Here is a 22,432-nt window from a genome sequence, read left to right as displayed (position 1 = left end):
GGTCGTCTGCCCGAGGCGGCGCCGGCCCGGCCCCCGCCGTCGCGGCTCAGTCCTCCGTCGCCTCTGGCCAGGCCGTGAAGCGGCGGAAGCCGTAGAGGAGGGGCGAGGGTGGCGGGGCGGGGTGCGCCGCTGGCCGAGTCGCGGTGGCGTCGCCGGGGGACGCCTTGCTGGCGCCGGCTCCGGGGGCGGCGAACCGCACCTCGGTCACGGCGCCGAAGATCACCCGGTGATCGCCGGCCGGGACCGTGTGCGTCACCCGGCAGGCGGCGAAGGCCAGGGCGTCGTCCGTGAGCATCGGCAGCCCGTCGGCCCCGGCGGGCGCCCAGCGCACGCGCGCGAAGCGCTCGCGTTCCTCGGCCGCGAAGATACGGGCGGCGGGCCTGGCCCGGTGGTGCAGCAGGTTCACGGCGAACCGGCCACTGTCCGCGATGGGCCCGGCCGTACGCCCCCGGTCGCTGACGCAGACCAGCAGCATCGGCGGGTCGAGGGCCACGCTGCACAGCGAGGTGCAGGTGAAGCCGTACGGGATGCCGCCGCTCAGCGTGGTGACGACGGCGACGCCGGTCGGGAAGGCGCCCATCAGGCGCCGGTAGGCGTCCGGGCCGACCGTGGCCTGGTGCCGCTCCGTAGCTGCTTCCGTAGCTGCTTCGGTCATCTGTCGCGCTCCCCCTCGGACCCCGCCGATCGGGGACCGCCGGCGGCGCGTGCCCGACCCACTGTGCGCCCGAGCCGCCCCCGCGAGGCCGGGGCGGCGCCAACATGGCCCAAAGTGCCGCTTGCGGAGGGGGAGGCGGGCGTGGCAGTGCGCCGGCTGGCAGGAAGCGGACAGGCTCCTCGGGCGCGCGCGGGCGCGTGATCGTGCGGGCGCGTGGTCAGGCGGGCGCGTGCCTGTGCCCGTGCGGACAGGTGCCTGTGCGGTGGCGTGCCCGTGCGGTGGCGTGCCTGTGCGGTGGCGTGCCCGCGCGGTCGTGCGGCCGGTTCGCGCGCCGGCTACGCGCCCCGCCGCGTCCGCAGGGTTTCGAGGGGCGAAACACCGTGGCCGGACTCGGGCGCCGAATGCTTCGCTTGTGATCATGAGCGATCTGGAGATCCGTACCGCCGAGCCGTCCGACGCCGCCGCCGTGCTGGCCTTCTGGCGGACGGCGGCCGAGGGCACGAGCGTCAGCGATGACGAGGCGGGGGTGCGCGGGCTCGTGGCCCGTGACCCGGGGGCGCTGCTGCTGGCCGAGTCCGGGGGCCTGCTGGTGGGGACCGTCATCGCCGGCTTCGACGGGTGGCGGTGCAGCCTCTACCGGCTGGCCGTCCTCCCGACCCACCGGCGGCGCGGCATCGCGACCGCCCTGCTCGCGGCGGCCGAGCGACGGTTCGTGGAGCTGGGCGGCCGGCGCGCCGACGCCATGGTGCTGGAGGCGAACGAGCGGGCCCACCCCGCCTGGCGGGCCGCCGGCTACCACCGCGAGGACCACTGGCGACGCTGGGTGAAGCCACTGGCCCGCCCCTGACCCCGGCCACCCTGACCTCGCCCCCCACCGCGCGGTCAGAGCCCCACGGTCTGAGCCGCACAGCCGACGCCCCGTAGCCAACACCGCCCCCTCACCACCCCCGGCCGCCCCTCACCGCGCCCGGTCGCCCGCCAGCATGGCCGCGTCACCCAGGTCGGCCGTCCGCAGGTACTCCAGGAGCACCCGGCGCAGCTCGCGGGCCGCGCGGGGTGGGGCCACGTCCTTGCGGTGGGCGACCGCGACGGTGCGGGTCATGGTCGCGCCGGCGAAGGGCGTGACGCGCAGGCCGGAGCGGGCCGCCACCATGCCGGGCACGACGGCGATGCCCAGGCCCGCGCGGACGAAGCCGAGTACGGCGTCCATCTCGCCGCCCTCCACCGTCAGGGTGGGCTCGAAGCCGGCCGCGCGGCAGGCGGCCATCGTGAACTCGCGCAGGTCGTAGCCGCGCCGGAACATCGCGAGGGGCTTGCCGCGCAGGTCCGCGACCCGTATCCGGGGGCGGGCGCCGGCCGGCGGCAGCGAGCTGGGCGAGGAGACGACGACCAGTTCCTCGTGCAGCAGCTCGGTGGTGGCCAGGGCCGGGCCCTGGCTGGGTTGCGGGCTGATGATCAGTGCGAGGTCCAGTTCGCCGGCGCCGAGCGTGCGCACCAGGTCCTGCGAGCCGTCCTCGTCCACGAGCAGGTCCACGCCGGGGAACTCGTCGTGGAAGCGGCGCAGCACGTCGGGGACCAGGCTCGCGCACAGGCTGGGCGGTGCGCCGAGGCGGACCCGGCCACGGCGCAGTTGCGCCACCTCCTGCACCTCGCGGCGGGCGGTCTCGGCGTCGGCGAGGATCTGGCGGGCCAGCGGCAGCAGGGCGGCGCCGGCGTCGGTGAGGGTGATGTTGCCGCGGGCCCGGTAGAAGAGGTCGGCGCCCAGTTCCCGTTCCAGCGCCCGGATCTGTTGCGAGAGGGACGGCTGGGCCACGTGCAGCGCTTCGGCGGCCCGCGTGAAGTGCCGGAGATCGGCTACGGCCGCGAAATAGCGAAGCTGTTGTAGCTGCATGCTCGGATGATAGTCGGACGCTATGGAAACAAGCTCCTTCATGTCTTGGACTGATGGCACGGGGTGTCTCTAGCGTCGTGTGTCATGGCACTGGCGACCCGGACGCCCCGTCCCCCTTCCCTCATCGGCTCCGTATGGCGGTCGACCGTCGGCAAGAAGACGATCATGGCCGTCTCGGGCCTGATCATGCTCGGCTACCTCGTCTCGCACCTCATCGGCAACCTCAAGGTCTTCTTCGGTGCCGACGACTTCAACGGCTACGCGCACTGGCTGCGCACCATCGGCGAGCCGATCCTGCACCACGGCTGGTTCCTGTGGCTCGTACGGCCGGTGCTGCTGGCCGCCGTGATCCTGCACGGCATCACCGCGTACCAGCTCAGCCGCCGCGACCTGGCCGCGCGCCCGCAGAAGTACGCGCACCAGCGCAAGGAGCAGTCCTACGCGACCCGCACCATGCGGTGGGGCGGGATCATCCTCACCCTGTTCATCATCTGGCACATCCTCGACCTCACGACGCTGACCGTGAACGAGCGGGCCGAGGAGGGCCACCCGTACGAGAACCTCGTGGCCTCCTTCAGCACGTGGTACGGCAACACGATCTACATCACCGCGATGCTCGCCGTCGGGCTGCACGTCCGGCACGGGCTGTGGAGCGCCGCGCAGACCCTCGGCGTGGCCAGCGCCCGCCGCACCCGGGCCCTCAAGATCGCGTCGAACGGCCTGGCGCTGGTGCTGACCTGCGGCTTCATCTCCATCCCGGTGAGCGTGATGCTCGGATTGGTGGACTGATCATGACTGACACGACCGCTACGACGCGGCCCGAGACCGACCCCACCGCCGACTCCCCCGCCACCGACTCCACCGCCGACTCCGCCACCTCCGGCGAGCGGGCCCCCGGCGGCGACTACACCGCGTACGGCGTGGGCGTGCCGCTGGTGGACACCAAGGCGCCCAAGGGCCCGATCGAGGAGCGCTGGAAGAACCGTCGCTTCGAGGCCAAGCTGGTCAACCCGGCCAACCGGCGCAAGTACACCGTCATCGTGGTCGGCACCGGCCTCGCCGGCGGCGCGGCCGGCGCGACGCTGGCCGAACAGGGCTACAACGTCGTGCAGTTCTGCTACCAGGACTCGCCGCGCCGCGCCCACTCCATCGCCGCGCAGGGTGGCATCAACGCCGCCAAGAACTACCGCAACGACGGTGACTCGGTGCGCCGGCTCTTCTACGACACCGTCAAGGGCGGCGACTTCCGCGCCCGCGAGTCCAACGTGCACCGGCTCGCCGAGGTCTCGGTGGAGATCATCGACCAGTGCGTGGCGCAGGGCGTGCCGTTCGCCCGCGAGTACGGCGGGCTGCTCGACACCCGCTCGTTCGGCGGCGTGCAGGTCTCCCGTACGTTCTACGCCCGTGGCCAGACGGGACAGCAACTCCTCCTCGGCGCCTACCAGGCGCTGTCGAAGGAGATCGCCGCCGGTCACGTCGAGATGCACCCGCGCACCGAGATGCTCGACCTGATCGTCATCGACGGCCGGGCCCGTGGCATCGTGGCCCGCGACCTGATCACCGGCAAGGTCTCCACGTACCTGGCGGACGCGGTGGTGCTGGCCTCCGGCGGCTACGGCAACGTCTTCTACCTGTCGACCAACGCGAAGAACTCCAACGCCACCGCGATCTGGCGGGCCCACCGGCGGGGCGCGTACTTCGCCAACCCCTGCTTCACGCAGATCCACCCGACCTGCATCCCGCGCTCGGGCGACCACCAGTCGAAGCTGACGCTGATGAGCGAGTCGCTGCGCAACGACGGGCGGATCTGGGTGCCCAAGGCCAAGGGCGACACCCGTCCGCCGGCGCAGATCCCCGAGGACGAGCGGGACTACTACCTGGAGCGGATCTACCCGGCCTTCGGCAACCTGGTCCCCCGCGACATCGCCTCGCGCGCCGCGAAGAACGTCTGCGACGAGGGCCGTGGCGTCGGCCCCGGCGGGCAGGGCGTCTACCTCGACTTCGCCGACGCGATCGCCCGGATGGGCCGCAAGGCGGTGGAGGAGAAGTACGGCAACCTCTTCGAGATGTACGAGCGCATCACCGCGGAGAACCCGTACGAGGTGCCGATGCGCATCTACCCGGCCATCCACTACACGATGGGCGGCCTGTGGGTGGACTACGACCTACAGACCACCGTGCCGGGCCTGTTCGCGATCGGCGAGGCCAACTTCTCCGACCACGGCGCCAACCGGCTCGGCGCCTCCGCGCTCATGCAGGGCCTGGCCGACGGGTACTTCGTGCTGCCGGCCACCATCAACGACTACCTGGCCCGGCACCCGCACGACGAGGTCGACCACGACCACCCGGCCGTGCACGAGGCGGTCACCACCGTCACCGACCGGCTGTACGCGCTGCTGTCCAACAACGGCGACCGCACCCCCGACTCCTTCCACCGGGAACTGGGCGAACTGCTCTGGGACGAGTGCGGCATGGCCCGCACCGAGACCGGCCTGCGCAAGGCCCTTGAGCGCATCCCCTCGCTGCGCGAGGAGTTCTGGCGCCGGATCAAGGTGCCGGGCTCCGGCGAGGAGCTGAACCAGTCGCTGGAGAAGGCCAACCGCATCGCGGACTACCTGGAGCTGGCCGAGCTGATGTGCCTGGACGCCCTGCACCGCAAGGAGTCCTGCGGCGGCCACTTCCGCGAGGAGAGCCAGACCGAGGGCGGCGAGGCCAAGCGGCTCGACGAGTCGTACGCGTACGCCGCCGCCTGGGAGTTCACCGGCACGGGCAACGCCCCCGTGCTGCACCGCGAGGCCCTGGAATTCGAGTACGTCCACCCCACCCAGCGGAGTTACGCATGAGGCTCACCCTGCGCATCTGGCGCCAGACAGGCCCCGACGAGCCGGGAGCCATGACCACCTACGAGGTGGACGGCATCAGCGAGGACATGTCGTTCCTCGAGATGCTCGACCACCTCAACGAGGAGCTGATCCTCGGCGGTGACGAGCCGGTCGCCTTCGACCACGACTGCCGCGAGGGCATCTGCGGCGCGTGCGGCATGGTCATCAACGGCCAGGCGCACGGCCCGGAGCGCACCACCACCTGCCAGTTGCACATGCGGCACTTCGACGACGGCGACACCATCGACATCGAGCCCTGGCGGGCCTCGGCGTTCCCGGTCGTCAAGGACCTGGTGGTGGACCGCTCCGCGTTCGACCGGATCATCGGCTCCGGCGGCTTCATCTCGGCCCCCACCGGCAGCGCCCCCGACGCGCACGCCACGCCGGTCCCCAAGGCCGCCGCCGACCTCGCCTTCGAGAACGCCGAGTGCATCGGCTGCGGCGCGTGCGTGGCGGCCTGCCCGAACGGCTCGGCGATGCTGTTCACCTCGGCGAAGGTGGTCCACCTCAACGTCCTGCCGCAGGGCGCCCCGGAGCGCGAGAGCCGGGTGCTCGACATGGTCGGCACGATGGACGCGGAGGGCTTCGGCGGCTGCACCAACACCGGCGAGTGCGCCACGGCCTGCCCGAAGGGCATCCCGCTGCCGACGATCGCCGCGATGAACCGCGAGTACCTGCGCGCCACGGTCAAGGGCGGCAAACGCCGCACCGGCTGACGGGCCGAGCGGCCGGGCCGGCCCCCGGCCCCGTACGACCGAACCACCCCCGCCGCCACCGTCGCGGCAACCGGAGAACGTGGGCGGCCCCTGCGGGCGAGGCACGGGCCCCCACGCGGCCCGGGGTCATGGGTACTGACCCCGGGCTGTTTCCGTGTGCGGGTGGCGCCCGAAGGCGCCGCCTACTCGTGGTGGGCCCGCCGGTTGATCCACCAGGTGCCGCCGACGACGAGCAACGCGAACGCGGCCAGCACGGCCCCCTGCCCGCCCAACAGCCACAGCCGGTCCCCCAGCGACAGGCTGCCGGTGAGCGTCACCTGGAGCGACCCGACGGCGAAGGCGATGGCCGCGGTGAAGACGGCCAGCAACTCGATCGACCGGACCGAGGACGCCCGCACCGTGCGCGCCAACTCCGCGTTCGCCTCCTCCTGACGCTCCCAACGCCGCCGCTGCCGGTCGTCCTGGCGGGCCCGGAGCCACGCCTCCTGAATGGCGTCCCGCTTGGTCATGTACTGCTCCTGGAGCAGGTTGTGGCTCACTCGCACCCCCGTGGCGGGCAACAACCTCAGCGCCGTGTCCACGCTGGCGAGTGCAGCTTCGTGCGCGGCGCACATGTGCTGCCCCTGGGCGAGCCGGAAGTGGAACATGTGGTCGTCCGGGTACGCCCGCACGGCCGCCGCCGCACGGTCGCGCAGCAGTTCGCCCTGCCCGTCGAACGGCGGCGCCACCGCCAGGCCGTTCAGGCACACGTCGACGACCTGGCGAGACCGGTCCACGTGGCCCCACGCCTGCTCCAACAGGCCGACGGCGTGCTCGGCGGTGATGGCCCTGCTGCCGAGCGCCCCGAACGCGCGCAGCGCCACGTAGACCGGCTGCGCCCGGTGGGGCCCGACGGCCTGGGCCAGAGCGGAGGACTCCAGGAAGGTGAGCAGGGCGTCGTGCCAGAAGTTCGCGCGGAGCTTTCCCGCGTGGTAGAGGGCGACGAAGAACGCCGTGTCCGCCGCCCGGTCATCCGACCCGATGACATCGGCGAGGGCGGCGCCCGCCAGGTCGCTCACGTCCTCCACGTCGTCCCTGGTCACGAACGCGTTCCCGAGCGCCCAGCGCTGCCCGACCACCGCCTGGTGCTCCGGTGGTACGTGGGCGGCGAGCCAGCGGGCGCACGCGGCGGCCGTCCGGATCGACGGGCGCCGCAGGAAACGCTGCCACCAGTAGCGGTCCGCGCAGATGAGGAAGGGGTCCGCGGCGAAGTCCGCCGTCCCGACGTCGAAGGGCGGTTCCGTGTCGTCGGCGAGCAGGGCCGCCGCCACCTCCACACAGACCCGGTCCCGCTCGCGCGGGTCCGCCAGGACCACGCCGTCGAGCTGAGCGACTACGTACGCACCATCCATGACCAGGCCCCCCGCCACGCCGTTGTGAGCTACATGCCTACCACGCGGCCGGTGCGGGTTTGGAACCGATCTCAGTGCTCCGCGCACCGCCGCCGACCTGCCTCAAGGGCGAGGCGCTGAACCGCTTCGCCTCCGGCACCACGGAGCGGACGCCGCCCCGTAAAACCCGTAAAAACCGTAAAAAGAAGAAGCTCCCACCGCACTGGCCTGCCACGCTGCGCCCATGAACGCAGCGAACCGGAACGACGACAACCCGGGTGTCCGGCACCCCGACGGGCTCTGGGTGGGGCGGGCGGGTCCGTCCGACTGGGTCGCGTTGGCCGACATCGACTCCGTCGCGGTGGCGGGTGACGCCGCACGGCGGGACAGCGTCCGGCGCTGGTGTGCCGAGGAGACGGTGCTGGTGGCGCGGGACGCTTCCGGGCCGCTGGGTTACGCCGTGCTGGAGTACGGCTTCTTCGAGCAGGGCTTCGTCACGATGCTGATGGTCGCCCCCGGCGCCCGCCGACGCGGCGTGGGAGCGCGTCTCCTCGCGGCCGTCGAAGCCGCGTGCGCGACGGAGAAGCTGTTCACCTCGACCAACGCCTCCAACCACCCCATGCAACTCCTGCTGCGCGGCGCCGGCTGGCTGCCGGCCGGCCTGCTGTACGGCCTTGACGACGGAGACCCCGAACTCTTCTACCGCAGCACGCGGGTGGGACCGCGCGCCGGCACGGGGCCCGGCGCCTGACGGGGCCGCACCTCGAAGGGGCCGCACCTCGAAGGGGGCGGACCTGACGGGTCGGCGCTCACACCCGTCGCCGGGCCCGGTTCTTGCCGCCCGGGCCACGGGAGAGGGCGCCGGCGAGTTCGTCGAGGGCGTCCACCAGCAGTTCGGCACACCGCACCGGGAGCGCGTCGGTGCCCTCGCGGGTCCGCCAGGCGTCCAGCGCGGCGTGCACCGCCGTCCAGTCCAGCGGCTGCCGCGCGCGGACCGCGTCGGCGGCGTCCGGCAGCGCGACCCGGAGCGCCGCCGCGAACTCCTCGGCCGCGGGCGAGGCGGGCGCGCTCCGGTCGGGCGGGTGGGCCTCCAGGAGCATGGTGACCCGCCCCATCGTGGACAGCGCCGTCTGGGCGGCGCCCGCCGAGCGGCGCGAGATGCCTCGGTGGCGTACGGGCTCCGCCTGCGCGCGGGCCTCGCTCTGTTCCCAGGCCAGCCGGGCCGCGCGGGCGTCGAGGAGGGCGTCGCGTACGTGCCGGGGCCGGCGTTCCAGCGGGTGGGCGTGGCCGCCGAAGACGGCCACCGCGTACCGGCCGTTGGCCTGGAGCCAGTCCGCGAGCCGATCCCGTAGCTTCGGCGTCTCCCAGGCCGGGAACAGCGCGTACGCGGCCATCGCCAGCAACCCGCCGAGCAGCGTGAGCCCCACCCGGTCCTGCACCGTCTGGGACCAGCCCTCCCCCGCGATGCCCAGCAGGAAGACGACGTACGCGCTGATGCACGCCGAGGCGACGGTGAAGCCGGTGCGCATCAGCAGGTACATCAGCCCCACGCACACCACCGCGAGGCCCGCGCTCACCCACTCGTCGGGGCGGGCCAGCGCCATCACCGCGCCGCCGAGCGCCACCCCGACCAGCGTGCCGGTGAACCGGGCGACGCCGCGCGCGTACGTCTGCTCGAAGTCGGGCCGCATCACCATCACCGACGCCATGGGCGCCCAGTAGCCGTGGCCGAGCGGTAGCAGCGAGCCGAGCAGGTAGCCGGCGCAGGCGACGACCGCCAGCCGCATGGCGTGCCGCAGCACCGGCGATCCCCAGCGCAGTTCGCGGTGGAGCGCGCGCAGCGCGAGGGGCACCAGGCGCGGCACGGTGGGCCGCAGCAGCGTGTGTCGGGCGGGGGCGACCTGGGCGACCGGCTGGCCGCCGGTTGGCTCGCCGGGCCGGTCGGCCTCCTGGTCGGCCGGCCCGGCGGCGGTCGTACCCTCCGTCGGACTCTCTGCCGCGGACGCGGCGGGGGGTGGCGTGGGGTGGGCCGGCGCGACGGTCTCCAGCGGCTCGTCGGCCGACTCCACCACCTCCGCGAGGAGCGCCATCAGCCGCAGCGCGGAGCGGCGGGCCGCACCGTGCAGCATGGGCCCCGACGCCGGCACCTCAAGGACCGCCATCGCCTCGACGGGCAGCCGCACCGGTTTGCCCCAGCGGATCGCGTGCGCTACCGCGTCCAGCACCGTGCCCGCGGCCTGGAGCAGGTCGCGCACCCGCTCGCGTTCGGGCCCGGTGGCCGGGGCGCCCACCACCGGGTCGGCGAGCGAGGCGAGTACGGGGCGAATCCGCTCGGCCAGCGCCCGGTAGCCACGGAGCTGGCGCGGCCTGCGCCGGGCCTGGCGCGGCGTCATGGACGCGGCGTGCCGGGCGTCCATCAGGGGTTGCGGGTCGAACGGCGCCACCGGGTCCTCGCGCAGCCGGCGCGCGAAGTCGGCCTCGGCGGCGAACGCGTCGGCCAGCGCGTCGCGCTGCGCGCCCCACGGTCGGATCGGTACGAGCACGATGAGCGCGGCCTGGACGAGGCCGCCGAAGGCGATGAGCGCGGCGTGGTGCACCGCGCCGAGCACCGAGGTCGGCAGCGTGACCGTGACCAGCATGACGGCCACCATCTGGGTGGCCACCAGGCCCGAGACCGGCCCCACGGCCCAGGCCATGCCGGCCAGCAGCGACCACGCGCCGAGCAGGAGGACGAAGGCGAGCGGGTGCGCGGCGGCCACGTACCCGAGGAAGGTGCTGACCGCGAGGCCACCCGCCGCGGCGAGCGCGAGCACCGGGCGGGGCCGCCAACTGCGTTGGAAGGTGGCGATGCCGGAGGCGAACGCCCCGAACGCGGAGGCCACCGCCAACGGCGGCGACCCCAGCCACAGGATCAGCCCGATGACGATGGCGACCCCACACGCGCCTCGCAGCGCCACCAGCGGCTCAAGTCTGGTGCGTTCGATGGTCAGTCCGGTGCGGGCAGTCTCCTTGAGGGCGCGCAACCAGGTCATACGGCGAGAATACGGCGCTGATCACGGCAAACGTGTTGGGGCCCACGGGGCGCCTGGGCGGCGGGCCAGCCGGGATCACGGCCTGTGCGGGTCGGGTCGCCGGGCCAGGCCGGGCCGGGCCGGGCGAGGCCGAACGACGCCAGCCCTCGAGCGGCTCGTGCCGGGCGGGGGTGAGCGGGCGGAGGGTTACACGCGTCGCGCCCCCGTGCGTGGGGCCGCTGTCCGCGCGGTGACCGCGAGTCGCGGAGTACGCGGGTGGGACGGGCAACCGCGTGTGGTGCGGGGCGTGCGTGGTGGTCGCTACGGTGGGGGCTGGCCGCCGGGCGCCCGGCGACTTGGCGTGTTGAGGGGGAGGCGCGGGATGTGCGTTATGTCGCGATCACGAGAAGTTGCAGAAAAGCGGGTGTGCCCGCGCTAAACCCGCAGGTCAATCGCTCTGGTCCCCGCGCGCGCGGGGATGGTCCCAACACCGCGCGCGGCGACGCCGGTCAGATGTCCTGGTCCCCGCGCGCGCGGGGATGGTCCCGTGGCGGCGTGGCCCTCGCAGGTCTCGTTGTGCTGGTCCCCGCGCGCGCGGGGATGGTCCCACAACAGCCCCCTCTGTGATTGGCGGGGCTGCGCTGGTCCCCGCGCGCGGGGATGGTCCCGGCCACGGCGACATGAGGCGTGGGGCGGTGTCCTGGTCCCCGCGCGCGCGGGGATGGTCCCCGGCGCAGGTGACGGTGGTAGGCGGCGAGGGTCTGGTCCCCGCGCGCGCGGGGATGGTCCCGCGGCGTGCAGCAGTGTCACGATCTCCGGCTCCTGCGTCCCCGCGCGCGCGGGGGTGGTCCCCTGCACGAGGTCTGTCCCGGTCCGTACGAGGTCTGGTCCCCGCGCGCGCGGGGATGGTCCCCGGCTGCGCAGCCACCGCGCCCACGTCACCACCTGGTCCCCGCGCGCGGGGATGGGCCCGGCCTCGTGGTCGGGGATACCGACTGCGTGCCCCTGGTCCCCGCGCGCGCGGAGAATGGCCCCCGCGAGGCACACGCCGTCGCCACGATGGCCGACTGGTCCCCGCGCGCGAGGGTGGCCCCAACAAGACCACGCCGAGCTGGATGCGGATCTGCTGGTCCCCGCGCGCGCGGGGATGGTCCCTACGCGGTGTGCGCGCTCCTCGGCGACGAGGGCTGGTCCCCGCGCGCGGGGATGCCCCCCCCACGGGCAGGTGGCCCACCACAGAGCGAGCCACCCGCCCGAAGCGCGCCGCAGGCGATCACCCGTTGGGGGCCTCGCAACTGATGTCCATCAGTTTCATCGGCTTGCTGGCGTCGAGCCCGACGTACGCCGTGAAGACCTGGGCGTCCTGCCCCTTACCCCAGTGCGTCGTCACCGGCGCCCACCCCACGCCCGCCGACTGGGCGGTGGTGACGGGCCCGATGTCGATGGCCTTGGGGACGTTCTGGGCGCAGAGCAGCAGGTCGTAGTCCGGCGTCTGGGCGACCTTCTCCTTCAGCTCCTCGGTCACCAGGTGCTCCCGCTCCCAGGCGCTCGGGCCGTGGTTGCCGTAGAACCCCTTGAGGAAGTGGCGCACCTCCTTGGCGTCGTACTGGCGGCCGGTTGACCCAGACCCGGAGCCGGCGCCCGGCTGCCCGGCCGCCGCCACGGGCACTGCGGCGGCGAGGCCGAGCCCGAGCCCGACGGCGGTCACGCAGGTGGCGGCGAGCAGCGCGGGACGCTTGGTGCGGCGAGAGGTACGCGATGTACGCGGGCCGTGTGCGGTGTGCGAGGTGTGCGACATGTCGATCACTCCCGTGTCTGTTTTATGGCGATTAGCCGCCTATGTGGCGTTACTAGGAGAGACACGAAAGTCGCCGGAAAGGTTGCACGGTTCGCTGGGCGGTTTGTGAGCCGGACCACACCTCCACCCCCCACTCGGTGACGGCGCCCGATCACACCGCTGCCCGGCTCAGCGAGCGCCAGGCCGGGCCGGGCAGCGGTGTGCCAGTCGGGCCTACCGAACGACGACGACGCCGGTGATCGACGGGTTGAGGCGGTCGTGGTAGCGGAACATCCCGCGCGCCGGGAACACCCGCCGGAAGCTCTGGCCCGGGGTGAGGACCCCGCTGTCCCAGCCGGGGCCGTCGGAGGTGACGGTGTGGTCGAAGCGGTCGTTGTTGGTCCAGCGCACCGTGTCGCCGGGTCTGACGGTGACGGTCTGCGGCACGAACCGGTTGTCCTCGATGATCACGATCAACTCGGCGGCGGGACGCTCGGCCGCGCCGGGCACAGCGGTTGCGCCGGGCGCGGCGGGTACGCCGGCCACGGCCGTCGCCGGGCCCGGCAGGAGCACGCCGAGTGAGAGCGCCGCCACCAGGGCGGCGAAGAGACGGTAGAGGCTGAGGTGGGGAGCGGCGGGGCGATTCATGGGAGTGCCTTTCGTTCGGTCCACTGGGGCCGACCTCCGCGCCGGTACCGAACCCGCGCGGGCGTCGGTGGCACTCCCCTAACGCCACGCACGAGACCGCCAGCACGGGCCGTCACCCGGACGAGCCCCCCTGTCCCACACCGCCGCGCCCGGAGGTTCGCGCCAACGGGGTGCACGGGATCGCCGCACGGGCCACCCACTCCCTCTGCACGAGGCAGCCGGGTCCGCCACGTGGGCAGCACCGGACTGTCGTACGGGGCTGGTGCGCGCGGCGTACGGGGCGCATACGGGGTGGCGGCGCGGCGCTCTAAGTGCCCTGCCCGCCCGGGGCGCCCGGAACGCGTCACCGCCACACTCTCCCCACCCTCCGCCTAGCCCAAGACGAACGGCGGGAGCTTGGCCACGGCCGCGCCGAGGGCGACCACCAGTTCCCGGTCGTCGGCCAGCGCGTCGGCGGAGGCCCAGCGCCGCCGGTGTCGCCCGGCGTGTGCGCAGGAGTCGGCGCCGCCGCCGGTCACCTCCGCGTCCTCGCCCGCCACCCATCCCCCGTCCACGACCAGCACCACTTCACCGGGCCGCCCGCGCGCGACGGGCCGCTGGTCGACGGCGAGCACCCGGTGCACGTTCGGCAGCGTGAGGCCGAGGGCGTGCGCCACCCGCTCGGCCGCGCCCATCACCAACTCCCCGCCCCGCAGTACGACGCTCGGCGCCTGCCACGGGCCCGCCCCGTCCCGCACCTGGAGCACCTGCGGCCAGCCGGCCGCCACGTCGCCGGGCGCGTCGGCGTTGGCCGGCTTCCACACCAGCAGGGTGACGCGTACGTGGTGCGTGCTCACGAGGCACCTCCCGAGGCGTGCGCGGGCAGGGCGGCGGGCACGAGCCCGCACGCGTCGGGCGTCTTACCGTTGGTGGTCATCACACCGGCCTCGGCACCCCCGTCCGACCAGAAGAAACTGCCGGGCCCGGCGAGCGCGTCGAGCGCGAGTTGCACGCGCTGGGTGTTGGGACGGAGCGCGGCGGTGCCGTTCGGCTCCCTCGCGAACAGCGATGCCTCATACGCGAGTTGGAACTCGACGTCCGCGACAGGCTTCCACCGCGCCGCAGCGGGATCGAGCGGCAGCGCGTCGGCGAGGAAGAACCGCAGCACGGCACCGGAGACGGTCCGTACGGTGTGCTGCCCGGTCAGCACCCGGGCTCGCGGATCGACCTCACCCATCGGCCGCCACCTCACGATGACGCGGGCAACGGCAGGGCCCCCAGGCGGTGGAGCAGAACCGCGCCTCCCACTCGCCTTGCGTCATGGCCTCGGGGTCCACGCGGATGGTCGTCGGCGTGGCGAGCGGAACCGGCTCTTCGCCGGGGCGTTGGCGGTAGACCTTGATGGTCATGGTTGACATCTGCTCGTCCTTTTCGTGGCTCGCTTTCACCCTGCGGCTCAGCGTGCATACGAGCAGTAGCCGGAACTACCAGTGACTACGTGATAGTTCCGGCCCGAGCATCACGATTTGTGGCTACCAGCCCAGCCAAGTTCCGTAGTTGTGAAAGGAATTCGTCATACGCCGCTTGGACGACTCGATGCCGGCATACGTCTCGCGCACCGTCGGGTGGTAGCGAGTCTGCTGCGGAGCGAGTTTGCGCGCCTCGACCAGGCTCTTGAAGGCCGCGTCCAGGCGCCCGGTTCGCAGTTGAGCACGAGCCATGTCGGTGTGGTGGTGGGCCCGGCGAGAGGCAGCCCAGTCTTCGGGAAACACGACGGTCTGCCCGGCGCGTACCGCTTCGGGGTAGCGATCCAAGTCGGCTAGCACACTGACACGGTGGACGTGCACATTGGTCGGGCCGAAGGACAGCCAGTGCACGCGCTCTGCCGGACCGGTGCGCTTGGCGATGCGTTCCGCCTCGGCGAGATGATGCTCGGCCGCGTCGCCGTCACTGTCGCGACCTGCCAACACGGCCGCGCCCAGGTGGAGTTGCCCTGACAGCACATCACCCATCCGGCCATCCTCGGTTTGTTCAGCCATCTGGAAACCGAGCCCAATAATCCGCTTGCCGCGCGCGTAGTCGCTGGCACGCACGTACGCGAGAGCCCGCAGGTACTGGCGCACCCCGGCCAAGGAGGCATCCGACGCCCGTTGGGCCGCCCCGTCGAGTCGATCGAGGGCGACCGTCGCCAGATCGGTGAAACCGAGTTTGGAGGCCACGTCGTACGCAGTGCGATAGGTGGTGGCAAGCGTCCGCCAGGCAGCCTCACTCGGGGTCGCGTGCACTGTCGCCGTCATCTCAGCCAGCAGGCCCGGCAGATCAGCCGCCACCTGCTTCAGGTTGGCAGCACGCACGAGGGCGCACAGCCGCTCGCAATGGTCGTTCAACTCGGCCAGTGGACGGGGCGCGCCCTCCAGATCGGGGGCGATGTCGTAGCCGTCAAGAGCCTCACGGATCGGTTGGATCAGGGTATCGAGTTGGTCCGCGCGGAGTTCTTCCAGGTAGGGCTGGCCAGTAAGCGTCGTCACGGGGACCGACAGAGCCCGCGCCAAGGCGGCCAGCGTGGACGGGCTCGCGGGCAGGCGGTCTTGCTCAATCTTCGTCAGAGTCGAGTACGAGACCGTGGAAAGCTCGGCGAGGGCACGCTGCGTCAGGCCACGCGTCTTTCGCTCGTGGGCGACGCGGGCGCCGGTGCTTCTGAGAATCGGTCGGACCACGGGGCTCCTCCTTCGGGGGACACTCCGAAGGTACCTCGCGGTCCCGACGAACAGCCGTGCCACGGGTGGGCTAGCGGCCGACCCGCAGACCAAGCACCCTGGACCCAGCGTATGCGCACGCACCCACGTGAAGGAGTGCGAAGAATGATCTCCAGCTCATCCGGACTCACCGGTTGGACCAAGTCCACGTACAGCGGCGTCGAGGCGAACGCCTGTGTCGAATGGGCCCCCGCGCACGCGGCCACGACCGGGATCGTCCCCGTCCGCGACAGCAAGGACCCCCACGGCCCAACCCTCACCTTCGAACCAGCCGCCTGGAACGCGTTCATCACCGCCGTCAAGGCCGGCGTCTTCGCCGGCTAACCGGCCAGCCAGTACGCAAGGCGCCCCGAGTCATCCACAGCCTGGCTGACTGGGGGCGCCTCATGCGTGGGCTCACGCCTCACACCGGCGAGAAGTTCCCCGGCCCACCCAGCCACGCCCGCTGCCACCACGTACCGTCGGAGCGCTATGACCACCTGGACGGACCGCCGCACCACCTTCGCGTTCACCCCGCCGTCAGATGACGCCAGGGCTTGGGCTTTCGACCTGGATGCCCTGGCAGCTCACCTGAAGCGCGAGTTTCCCGGAGCCTGGACAAAGCCAGAGGAGCAGTTGGGTCCGGGGAGCGCGAACGGGCTTTCCTTCGAGATCCAACTGCCGGACGGCACCTGGCTGCGCGGTCTGGCTACCCAGGTGCGGGCCGACTCCGGCGCGGTGTCGGTCATGGACACTACCGCCCGCGAGGTGGCCGTACTCGCCGTCTCGCTGCGCGACAACTTCGTCCCAGCCTCCAACCTCATCGAGTTCTACAGCGACCTTGGCGTGGATGTCGGGCGCGGCCCTGACCCTCTGCCCGCGCAAGGCTCAGTGGAGGAGATCGCCGCCGTCCTCCAAGAGCACCTCAACACCGTGGACGTCTGACCACGGCGGCACTCCGGAGAGGGCGCCCCGACAGCCACAGCCTGGCTGACTCGGGGCGCCTCATGCGTGGGCTCACGCCTCACACCGGCCAGGAGTTGCCAGGGTCGTCCAGCCACGCCCGCTGCCCGTCCCGCGTGACCGTGAGGCCAAAACGTGTGAGGTCCGGGCTGCCGCAGGTCGTCCACCAGCGGTGCGCCGACTCCACCTCGTCCCACAGGCGGCGCGGGCCCGACTGGTAGACCGTGGCCTCCGGTTCACCACTGCGAAACACGACCGCGGCCCACGAGCGGCTCAGCAAGTCGAAGAACCACGCCTTCGCGGTCCCCGCGTCCGGTTGGTTGACCACGTGGGCGCAGTCGGGAACGCGCAGGCCCATGACGAACCGCACGGTGTCGTAGCGGTCTCCCAACTCCGCCAGCGTGAGCCGCGTACGTGACACGTCGGCGTCGCCCGGGAACTGCGGAACGTGGTCCCTGAACCGGTTCCAGTCCAGTCGCTGGCTGCGCAACTTCATGAACTCGACCATGCGCAGGAAAGGACCCGCCGCTCTGCCGTCCTCTCGTACGGTCAGCCGGAGCAGAGCGTCCTGGTCGCTGTAGTGGGTGCCCCAGGGGGTGAGGATGACCCCGCCCGGCCGCGCCTGTTCCAGCCAGCCCGGCGGGACCGTTCGTACGCCGGCGGTGACGATCACGCGGTCGTAGGGCGCCCCCTTCGGCCAACCCCGCGCGCCGTCCCCGTGAACAACCTCGGGGTCGAGCCCGGCACGCGCCAGTGCCTTGCGAGCCCGCTCGGTCACCGCCGCGTCGATCTCGACGCTGACCACCCGGCCGCCGCCCAAGCGGTGGGCGAGCAACCCCGCGTTCCACCCCGTTCCCGTGCCGACTTCGAGTACCCGCATGCCCTCGCGTACGTCCAGGTCACGCAGCATGCCGGCCACCACCGACGGCATGCTGGCGGAACTGGTCGGCACGGTCCCCGGGCTGGTCCCCGCGTGCTGGCCGTCGTCCCACTGGGTGACGATGGGAACATTCGCCTCCGCCGCCCGCTGCCATCCGACGGGGTCGACATCGCGGGAGACGGGGACGCTACGACCGGTCGGCATGTCGTGGGCCCAGATGAGGTCCGGAAGGAACAGCGCGCGCGGCACGGCCGCGAACGAGTCCACCCACTCGGGGTCGAGTTCCCCTACTGAGGCGAGGGGCCACGCCAACTCGTCGTTGACGCGACCCCCTTCGCGATCAGCCTTCACTTGCGGTGGGTCCCGTCACCGGGTGGCATCTCACCGTCTGGGGGCGGCGGCGCTGGCGGCGTCCAGGGCTGCCCGGGGTGGCCGTCGCCCTCTTCCTCGTTACCGCCGTGCTGGCCGCCGCCATCGACGGCCATACGGAACTGTGCTCGCATCAGGAAACCCTCAGCGTGTGGAGTGACGTGACGATGCCGAATGGCGCCCGTCTTCCGTGGGTGCTCTGGCAACAGGCGACTGTTCACTCGGTACCGTCGATAGACGAGAAACCCTGCTCGGTATGCAGCGAAGCCGCTAGCAGAGCGCCGACCTCGCCACCCGTATGGGTGACCCGCCGCGGCAGCGGGCCAGAAGTCGGGGCGTGCGGATGGCCCCGACCACACCCCGTACCGTGCCCGACGTGGCGGGCAAGCGGCGACCGTACTGGCGCACCGTCGGAACCCCGACGGCCCTCGTGCTCTACCGGACCCTCGACGGGTGGCGGTACGCGATCTACTTCGCCGAGCCGTCGGGCGTCGCCGACGGCGCTCTCCGCGAGCCCGTGGCCGCGCCCGCGTTCGAGCCCGGTAACGCGCAGGCTGCCTGCCACCGGAAGGCGGAAGAACTCACGCGCAGGCATCTGGAGGTCAGTTGGCGTGCCTCAGATCAACCGGACACGTGGACCGGCACCGTCACCAGCGCCGGCCCTCGTCCAGCCGTCTGACCGCGTCAGCGCGCCACGCGACCCGGCTCGCACGCGCAGCTCCTTCAGCACGGCCACAGGGGCGCCGCGCCCAGCGGCTGGCCGTCACCCGCCCCCGCGCCACCCGCGCCACCCGAGCCCCCGCACCACCCCGAACGCACGGCGGGCCCGCCCTCGATGAGGGCGGGCCCGGGTGCCGGCGGGTGGCCGGTCACGCCGGCCAGGTGTCCAGGGGACGAGGTGGGAGGTCAGTCGGGCCAGGTGCCGGTCAGGCGGCGGGTGGCGATGGCCCCGGCCCGGTCCACGGCGGTCTTGACGCCGGCGAAGATCGCGCCGCGCACGACGGCCGCCGCCAGCACCTCGCCCCAGGCGCGGTGCTCGTCGGTGGCGTCAGGCGCGTCGTCCTCGTGCCCGAGCCGCTTCCAGACCTGGTCGAACACCATGCCGGCGAGGACGCCGCTGGCAGCGCCCAGGGCGAAGCCCAGGGGCTTGTAGGCGAGTGCGACCGGCTTCATCGAGACCGCCGGATCCGGCGGGCGACGAGCAGCGTGACGACCAGCACGCCGGTCACCGCGAACAGCGGGGTGCGGTTGGCCCGGGCCAGGTTGACGCCCTGGGTGGCCTTCTCCAGCACCGGCTCGGGCGCCTTGTCCCGCGCGAGCTGGCCGACCTGGGTGGCCTTGTCGCGGATCTGCTCGGAGGCGGCGACCGCCTTGGCGCGTACGGGCTCCGGCGTCTTCTCCCGCACCAGGTGGGCGGCGTGCGTCGCCTTGTCCTGCAACTGGGTCCTGGCCTGCGCGGTCTTCTCGTCGAGCTGCTGCCTGGCGGCCATGGCCTTCTCCTGCGCGCGGGCCTTGACGTCGGCCTTCTCGGCGAGGGACTGGACCGTCTCGCCCAGTTCCTGGCGCGTCTCCTCGGCCTTGGCGCGCAACTCCTTGGTGGTGGGCTTGGCGTTGGACTCGGCGTTGGACTCGGCGTTGGACTCGCTGGTGGACTCGCCGGTGGTCTTCGTGGACTCGGTGGTGGAACTGGACTCGTTCGTCTGCGGCTTGCTCTTGGTCATCGGTGTGCCCTCTCCTTGATTTCGGCCACGTCGGCCTTGACGCTGTCCACCGTCTGTTCCGGCGCGGGCGGGGCCGCCTGGCTGATCTGCCGCTTGCCGAGGGCCGCGAGGAGCGCGGCCACACCGGCCAGCACGACAGTGACGATCAGCGCGGCGGCCCACACGTCGAGCACGAGGGCCAGGGCGGCGATCGCGGTGGCGGTCAGTGCCTGTAGGGCGAGGACGCCCACCAGGCCGGCGCCGCCGAACAGGCCGCCGCCCTTGCCGAAGTGCTTGCCCTTCTGGGCCATCTCCGCCTGTGCCAGGCGCATCTCGTCACGTACCAGTTGGGACAACTGCTGGGAGGCCCGCTGGACCAACTCGCCCACGGGTTCCGTGGTGCGGTCGTGCGGGCGCGGGGAGTCGGCTGTGGTCATCGGCGTACGCCCATCCTTCCTCGGCGTTCCGGGCGGCGGCTTGGGGGCGGTCGTCGTGCTCGACGGGTACCCCTTGGCGGCGGCCATGTGGCGTCTCTCCCTGGGTGTGCTGGGTGTGCGGCTGTCGGTAGGTGCTTCGGGTACCCACGTCGGGCCGTCTTACGACGCGCGGGTGACATGTGTCGCCGTACGGTTCGCACGGCGGCCCGCGTGGGGTGGGGCGGCGGGCGGTGCCGAGGCCGCGCGCGGTCGGGCAGCCGCCCCGGGTGGGTCACAGGCCGTCGCGGGGCACCGTCTCGTTCCAACTGCGGGAGAAGACCCGCCGGTCGCCCTCGTATCCGTCCAGCGTGGCGTCGACCTGGAACGCGTGCTCGTCGCAGCGCAACACGGTGCGGGTCTCCACGCGGACGTCCCAGTCGTCGCGTCGGAACCGCATGGTCCAGGCCGACTCGCCGCTGGGTGAGGTGAAGTCGTCGGCGACGGACGTGTAGCGCTCGTAGGCGCGGCTGCCCACGTCCAGGCCAATGTCGTCGAAGCGCACCAGGCCCCGGTCCTTCACGATCTCCAACTCGGCCTGGTAGTCGACCAGGTCACGCCTGACGTCCCAGCGCTCCTCGACCGGGCTGAGCCGGGTGGTGCGCAGCGGCGGCGCTCCCTCCGGCTCCCCGAACGGCCGCGCCGGCTCCTCGTCCCGGTCCGCCGGGCGCACCGGCAGCGTCAGGCTGCTCGTCCCCTCGTACACGCTCAGCAGCACGGGGCGCGGGGGCGGCCAGGCCAGCGGCCAGTACGAGGTGGACAGGGAGAGGCGGATGCGGTGGCCGGGCGGGAACGCCTGGGCGACGCCGTTGAGTTGGATGACCGCGCGGTAGCGGCGCCCGGGCTCCAACGGGGTCGGGTCCGCGGTGCCGTCGCCGCGGCCGATGTTGAGGATGCCGTACGTCACCCGCGTCGCGCTGCCGTCCGGCGCCACGTCGGAGATCCGGGCGGCGACCTGGGCGACCGGCTCCGAGACGGCGAGGTCGAGTTCCACGGTGGGCGAGCCGAGGATCTCCACGCGCTCGGTGAGCTGGTCGGTGTCGAAGACCAGCGAACCGCCGTCCTCCTCGCGCTGGTCGTACGGCAGGTCGGGGGGCGCGTTGTACGAGGCCCACTTTCCGGCGAACTGGCCCACGGACAACGGCGAGCGCACCGTCATCGCCTCGCCCGGCTCCCCGTGCCGGTCCGCGTCGTCCGCCGCCACCGGGGGGCTGGCCTCGGCGTCCGCGCTCACGCTGGCGTCGGCGGCGGGCCCCGGCGCCGAGCCGGCCGCGCCGGGCCGGCCGGTGCCGTCGGGGGCCTCCTCGGGGGAGCCGACGCGGTGCCGGGTGAGGGGGTGGGTGACCTGGCGGATGTGCGGCGAGGGCCAGCTCGGCTCGGCGACCCAGCGGCCGGGGCGCTCCGCGTACGAGGTGGAGGGGGGCACGGTGTCCTGCATCCAGGTGCGCAGCATGGGCCCGTCCATCACCCCGTTCTCGATGCCCTTGAGCCAGCGGTCCCACCAGCGCACGACCTCCTGGAGGTAGCCGATGGCCGGCCCCGGCTCGCCCAGGTGCGGGAACTTGTGCGACCAGGGCCCGATCAGGCCCTTGCGGGGCACGTCCAGGTTGGCGAGCAGCCGGGTGACGGCGTTGGAGTAGCCGTCGGCCCAGCCGCTGGAGGCGAGCACGGGGCAGCGCACGGCCTGGTAGTCCTCGCAGACCGACGCGCGCCGCCAGTAGGCGTCCCGGCGCTGGTGGCGCAGCCACTCCAGGACCCACGGTTCGGTGTTCTCCAGGCGCTCGTGCCACATCTCGCGCCAGCGCTCCCCGACGACGGCCGGGTCGGGCGGGCAGGTGGCGTAGGCGAACATGGTGCCCGCCTCGGCGAGGTTGTCGGAGAGCAGCGCGCCACCCATGTAGTGCATGTCGTCGGCGTACCGGTCGTCCGTGAAGGACGCGATGACGATGGCCCGCAGGCTCGGTGGTTGGCGGGCGGCGACCTGGAGCGCGGCGAAGGCGCCCCAGGACAGGCCCATCATCCCGGTCGTGCCGTCACACCAGGGTTGCTCGGCCAGCCAGGCCAGCACCTCCTCGGCGTCGGCCTGCTCCCGCTCCAGGTACTCGTCCCGCAGTACGCCCTCCGAGTCCCCGGTACCCCGCAGGTCGACGCGGACGCAGGCGTAGCCGTGACCGGCCAGGTAGGGGTGGTGGATGGAGTCGCGTACGGAGGTCAGGTCGCGCTTGCGGTACGGGATGTACTCCAGGATCGCCGGGACCGGCTCGTCCTCGGAGGAGACGGGTCGCCAGACATGTGCCGACAGGCGCACGCCGTCGGACATGCGGATAGTGAGGTGCTGCTCCTCCTTCGTCGCGTACGGCAGGTCGCTCACGTGTCGCATGGG

General features: G+C 72.7%; 24 protein-coding genes. 9 read left to right on the top strand and 15 right to left on the bottom strand.

The window, feature by feature from the left end; translation table 11 throughout:
• Positions 1–46 precede the first annotated feature (46 nt).
• Positions 47–655 carry a flavin reductase family protein gene (locus AC3CHW_RS23605; protein WP_488467774.1) on the bottom strand — a complete coding sequence of 203 codons (609 nt, stop codon included), beginning with the start codon at positions 653–655 and terminating at the stop codon, positions 47–49.
• 418 nt (positions 656–1,073) lie between these two features.
• On the opposite strand from AC3CHW_RS23605, the gene AC3CHW_RS23600 reads away from it, so the two are divergent.
• Entirely contained in the window at positions 1,074–1,502 is a 429-nt protein-coding gene (locus AC3CHW_RS23600; RefSeq protein ID WP_488467773.1) for a GNAT family N-acetyltransferase, read from the top strand.
• A 111-nt stretch (positions 1,503–1,613) separates the two neighbouring features.
• On the opposite strand, the gene AC3CHW_RS23595 is transcribed toward AC3CHW_RS23600, so the two are convergent.
• Entirely contained in the window at positions 1,614–2,546 is a 933-nt protein-coding gene (locus AC3CHW_RS23595; protein WP_187063650.1) for a LysR family transcriptional regulator, read from the bottom strand.
• An 84-nt stretch (positions 2,547–2,630) separates the two neighbouring features.
• Between AC3CHW_RS23595 and AC3CHW_RS23590 the strand changes: the two genes are divergently transcribed.
• From AC3CHW_RS23590 to AC3CHW_RS23580, 3 genes are read left to right on the top strand one after another with little or no spacing between them, the layout of a single operon-like run.
• Positions 2,631–3,335 carry a succinate dehydrogenase cytochrome b subunit gene (locus AC3CHW_RS23590; RefSeq protein WP_187063649.1) on the top strand — a complete coding sequence of 235 codons (705 nt, stop codon included), beginning with the start codon at positions 2,631–2,633 and terminating at the stop codon, positions 3,333–3,335.
• A 2-nt stretch (positions 3,336–3,337) separates the two neighbouring features.
• Positions 3,338–5,389 carry a fumarate reductase/succinate dehydrogenase flavoprotein subunit gene (locus tag AC3CHW_RS23585; protein ID WP_488467772.1) on the top strand — a complete coding sequence of 684 codons (2,052 nt, stop codon included), beginning with the start codon at positions 3,338–3,340 and terminating at the stop codon, positions 5,387–5,389.
• Complete coding sequence (locus tag AC3CHW_RS23580; protein WP_398607376.1) at positions 5,386–6,144, top strand: succinate dehydrogenase/fumarate reductase iron-sulfur subunit; 759 nt, start codon at positions 5,386–5,388, stop codon at positions 6,142–6,144. Before AC3CHW_RS23585 ends, AC3CHW_RS23580 begins: the two co-directional genes overlap by 4 nt.
• 182 nt (positions 6,145–6,326) lie before the next feature.
• Here the strand turns inward: AC3CHW_RS23580 and AC3CHW_RS23575 are convergent, their stop codons facing one another.
• A complete protein-coding gene (locus tag AC3CHW_RS23575; RefSeq protein WP_488467771.1) occupies positions 6,327–7,535 on the bottom strand; it encodes a hypothetical protein in 1,209 nt (402 codons plus the stop codon).
• 74 nt (positions 7,536–7,609) lie between these two features.
• On the opposite strand from AC3CHW_RS23575, the gene AC3CHW_RS23570 reads away from it, so the two are divergent.
• Together AC3CHW_RS23570 and AC3CHW_RS23565 are read left to right on the top strand one after the other, a co-directional pair.
• Entirely contained in the window at positions 7,610–7,762 is a 153-nt protein-coding gene (locus AC3CHW_RS23570) for a hypothetical protein (RefSeq protein ID WP_488467770.1), read from the top strand.
• Complete coding sequence (locus AC3CHW_RS23565) at positions 7,759–8,265, top strand: GNAT family N-acetyltransferase (protein ID WP_488467769.1); 507 nt, start codon at positions 7,759–7,761, stop codon at positions 8,263–8,265. Before AC3CHW_RS23570 ends, AC3CHW_RS23565 begins: the two co-directional genes overlap by 4 nt.
• Before the next feature lie 58 nt (positions 8,266–8,323).
• On the opposite strand, the gene AC3CHW_RS23560 is transcribed toward AC3CHW_RS23565, so the two are convergent.
• The 7 genes from AC3CHW_RS23560 to AC3CHW_RS23530 form a co-directional block, all read right to left on the bottom strand.
• A complete protein-coding gene (locus AC3CHW_RS23560) occupies positions 8,324–10,546 on the bottom strand; it encodes an FUSC family protein (protein ID WP_488467768.1) in 2,223 nt (740 codons plus the stop codon).
• A 1,252-nt stretch (positions 10,547–11,798) separates the two neighbouring features.
• Positions 11,799–12,323 (bottom strand): hypothetical protein, encoded by a 525-nt coding sequence (locus tag AC3CHW_RS23555; RefSeq protein WP_398607380.1) that lies wholly within the window; start codon positions 12,321–12,323, stop codon positions 11,799–11,801.
• A 213-nt stretch (positions 12,324–12,536) separates the two neighbouring features.
• Complete coding sequence (locus tag AC3CHW_RS23550) at positions 12,537–12,950, bottom strand: cupredoxin domain-containing protein (protein WP_398607381.1); 414 nt, start codon at positions 12,948–12,950, stop codon at positions 12,537–12,539.
• Between the two features lie 371 nt (positions 12,951–13,321).
• Complete coding sequence (locus AC3CHW_RS23545) at positions 13,322–13,786, bottom strand: NUDIX hydrolase (protein ID WP_488467767.1); 465 nt, start codon at positions 13,784–13,786, stop codon at positions 13,322–13,324.
• Entirely contained in the window at positions 13,783–14,166 is a 384-nt protein-coding gene (locus AC3CHW_RS23540; RefSeq protein WP_488467766.1) for a hypothetical protein, read from the bottom strand. Before AC3CHW_RS23540 ends, AC3CHW_RS23545 begins: the two co-directional genes overlap by 4 nt.
• Positions 14,159–14,347, bottom strand: coding sequence for a hypothetical protein (locus AC3CHW_RS23535; RefSeq protein ID WP_488467765.1), 189 nt, complete (start codon positions 14,345–14,347; stop codon positions 14,159–14,161). The genes AC3CHW_RS23540 and AC3CHW_RS23535 overlap by 8 nt, the downstream gene beginning before the upstream one ends.
• A gap of 114 nt (positions 14,348–14,461) precedes the next feature.
• Positions 14,462–15,646, bottom strand: coding sequence for a helix-turn-helix domain-containing protein (locus AC3CHW_RS23530; RefSeq protein WP_398607385.1), 1,185 nt, complete (start codon positions 15,644–15,646; stop codon positions 14,462–14,464).
• Positions 15,647–15,790: 144 nt separating this feature from the next.
• On the opposite strand from AC3CHW_RS23530, the gene AC3CHW_RS23525 reads away from it, so the two are divergent.
• Entirely contained in the window at positions 15,791–16,009 is a 219-nt protein-coding gene (locus AC3CHW_RS23525) for a DUF397 domain-containing protein (RefSeq protein WP_398607386.1), read from the top strand.
• Between the two features lie 147 nt (positions 16,010–16,156).
• The gene (locus AC3CHW_RS23520; protein ID WP_398607387.1) at positions 16,157–16,609 is read left to right on the top strand and encodes a hypothetical protein; all 453 of its coding nucleotides are present in this window, start codon (positions 16,157–16,159) and stop codon (positions 16,607–16,609) included.
• A 79-nt stretch (positions 16,610–16,688) separates the two neighbouring features.
• Here AC3CHW_RS23520 and AC3CHW_RS23515 read toward each other — a convergent pair whose 3' ends face one another.
• Positions 16,689–17,858 carry a methyltransferase domain-containing protein gene (locus tag AC3CHW_RS23515; protein ID WP_488467764.1) on the bottom strand — a complete coding sequence of 390 codons (1,170 nt, stop codon included), beginning with the start codon at positions 17,856–17,858 and terminating at the stop codon, positions 16,689–16,691.
• A 355-nt stretch (positions 17,859–18,213) separates the two neighbouring features.
• Here AC3CHW_RS23515 and AC3CHW_RS23510 point away from each other — a divergent pair, with 355 nt between their 5' ends.
• Positions 18,214–18,555 (top strand): hypothetical protein, encoded by a 342-nt coding sequence (locus tag AC3CHW_RS23510; protein ID WP_488467763.1) that lies wholly within the window; start codon positions 18,214–18,216, stop codon positions 18,553–18,555.
• A 227-nt stretch (positions 18,556–18,782) separates the two neighbouring features.
• Here the strand turns inward: AC3CHW_RS23510 and AC3CHW_RS23505 are convergent, their stop codons facing one another.
• The 4 genes from AC3CHW_RS23505 to AC3CHW_RS23490 all read right to left on the bottom strand — a co-directional run bounded on the left by AC3CHW_RS23505 (position 18,783) and on the right by AC3CHW_RS23490 (position 22,429).
• A complete protein-coding gene (locus AC3CHW_RS23505) occupies positions 18,783–19,049 on the bottom strand; it encodes a DUF4235 domain-containing protein (RefSeq protein ID WP_398607394.1) in 267 nt (88 codons plus the stop codon).
• Positions 19,046–19,597 (bottom strand): DUF3618 domain-containing protein, encoded by a 552-nt coding sequence (locus AC3CHW_RS23500; RefSeq protein ID WP_488467762.1) that lies wholly within the window; start codon positions 19,595–19,597, stop codon positions 19,046–19,048. The genes AC3CHW_RS23505 and AC3CHW_RS23500 overlap by 4 nt, the downstream gene beginning before the upstream one ends.
• Complete coding sequence (locus AC3CHW_RS23495) at positions 19,594–20,013, bottom strand: phage holin family protein (RefSeq protein WP_488467761.1); 420 nt, start codon at positions 20,011–20,013, stop codon at positions 19,594–19,596. Before AC3CHW_RS23495 ends, AC3CHW_RS23500 begins: the two co-directional genes overlap by 4 nt.
• Positions 20,014–20,284: 271 nt before the next feature.
• Positions 20,285–22,429 (bottom strand): CocE/NonD family hydrolase, encoded by a 2,145-nt coding sequence (locus AC3CHW_RS23490; RefSeq protein ID WP_488467760.1) that lies wholly within the window; start codon positions 22,427–22,429, stop codon positions 20,285–20,287.
• Positions 22,430–22,432: the final 3 nt, after the last annotated feature.

This window comes from Streptomyces sp. MGP-BFMKR1 (assembly GCF_057766585.1).
The sequence above is the reverse complement of the archived record's forward strand: the minus strand, read 5'-3'. Positions and strand labels throughout refer to the sequence as shown.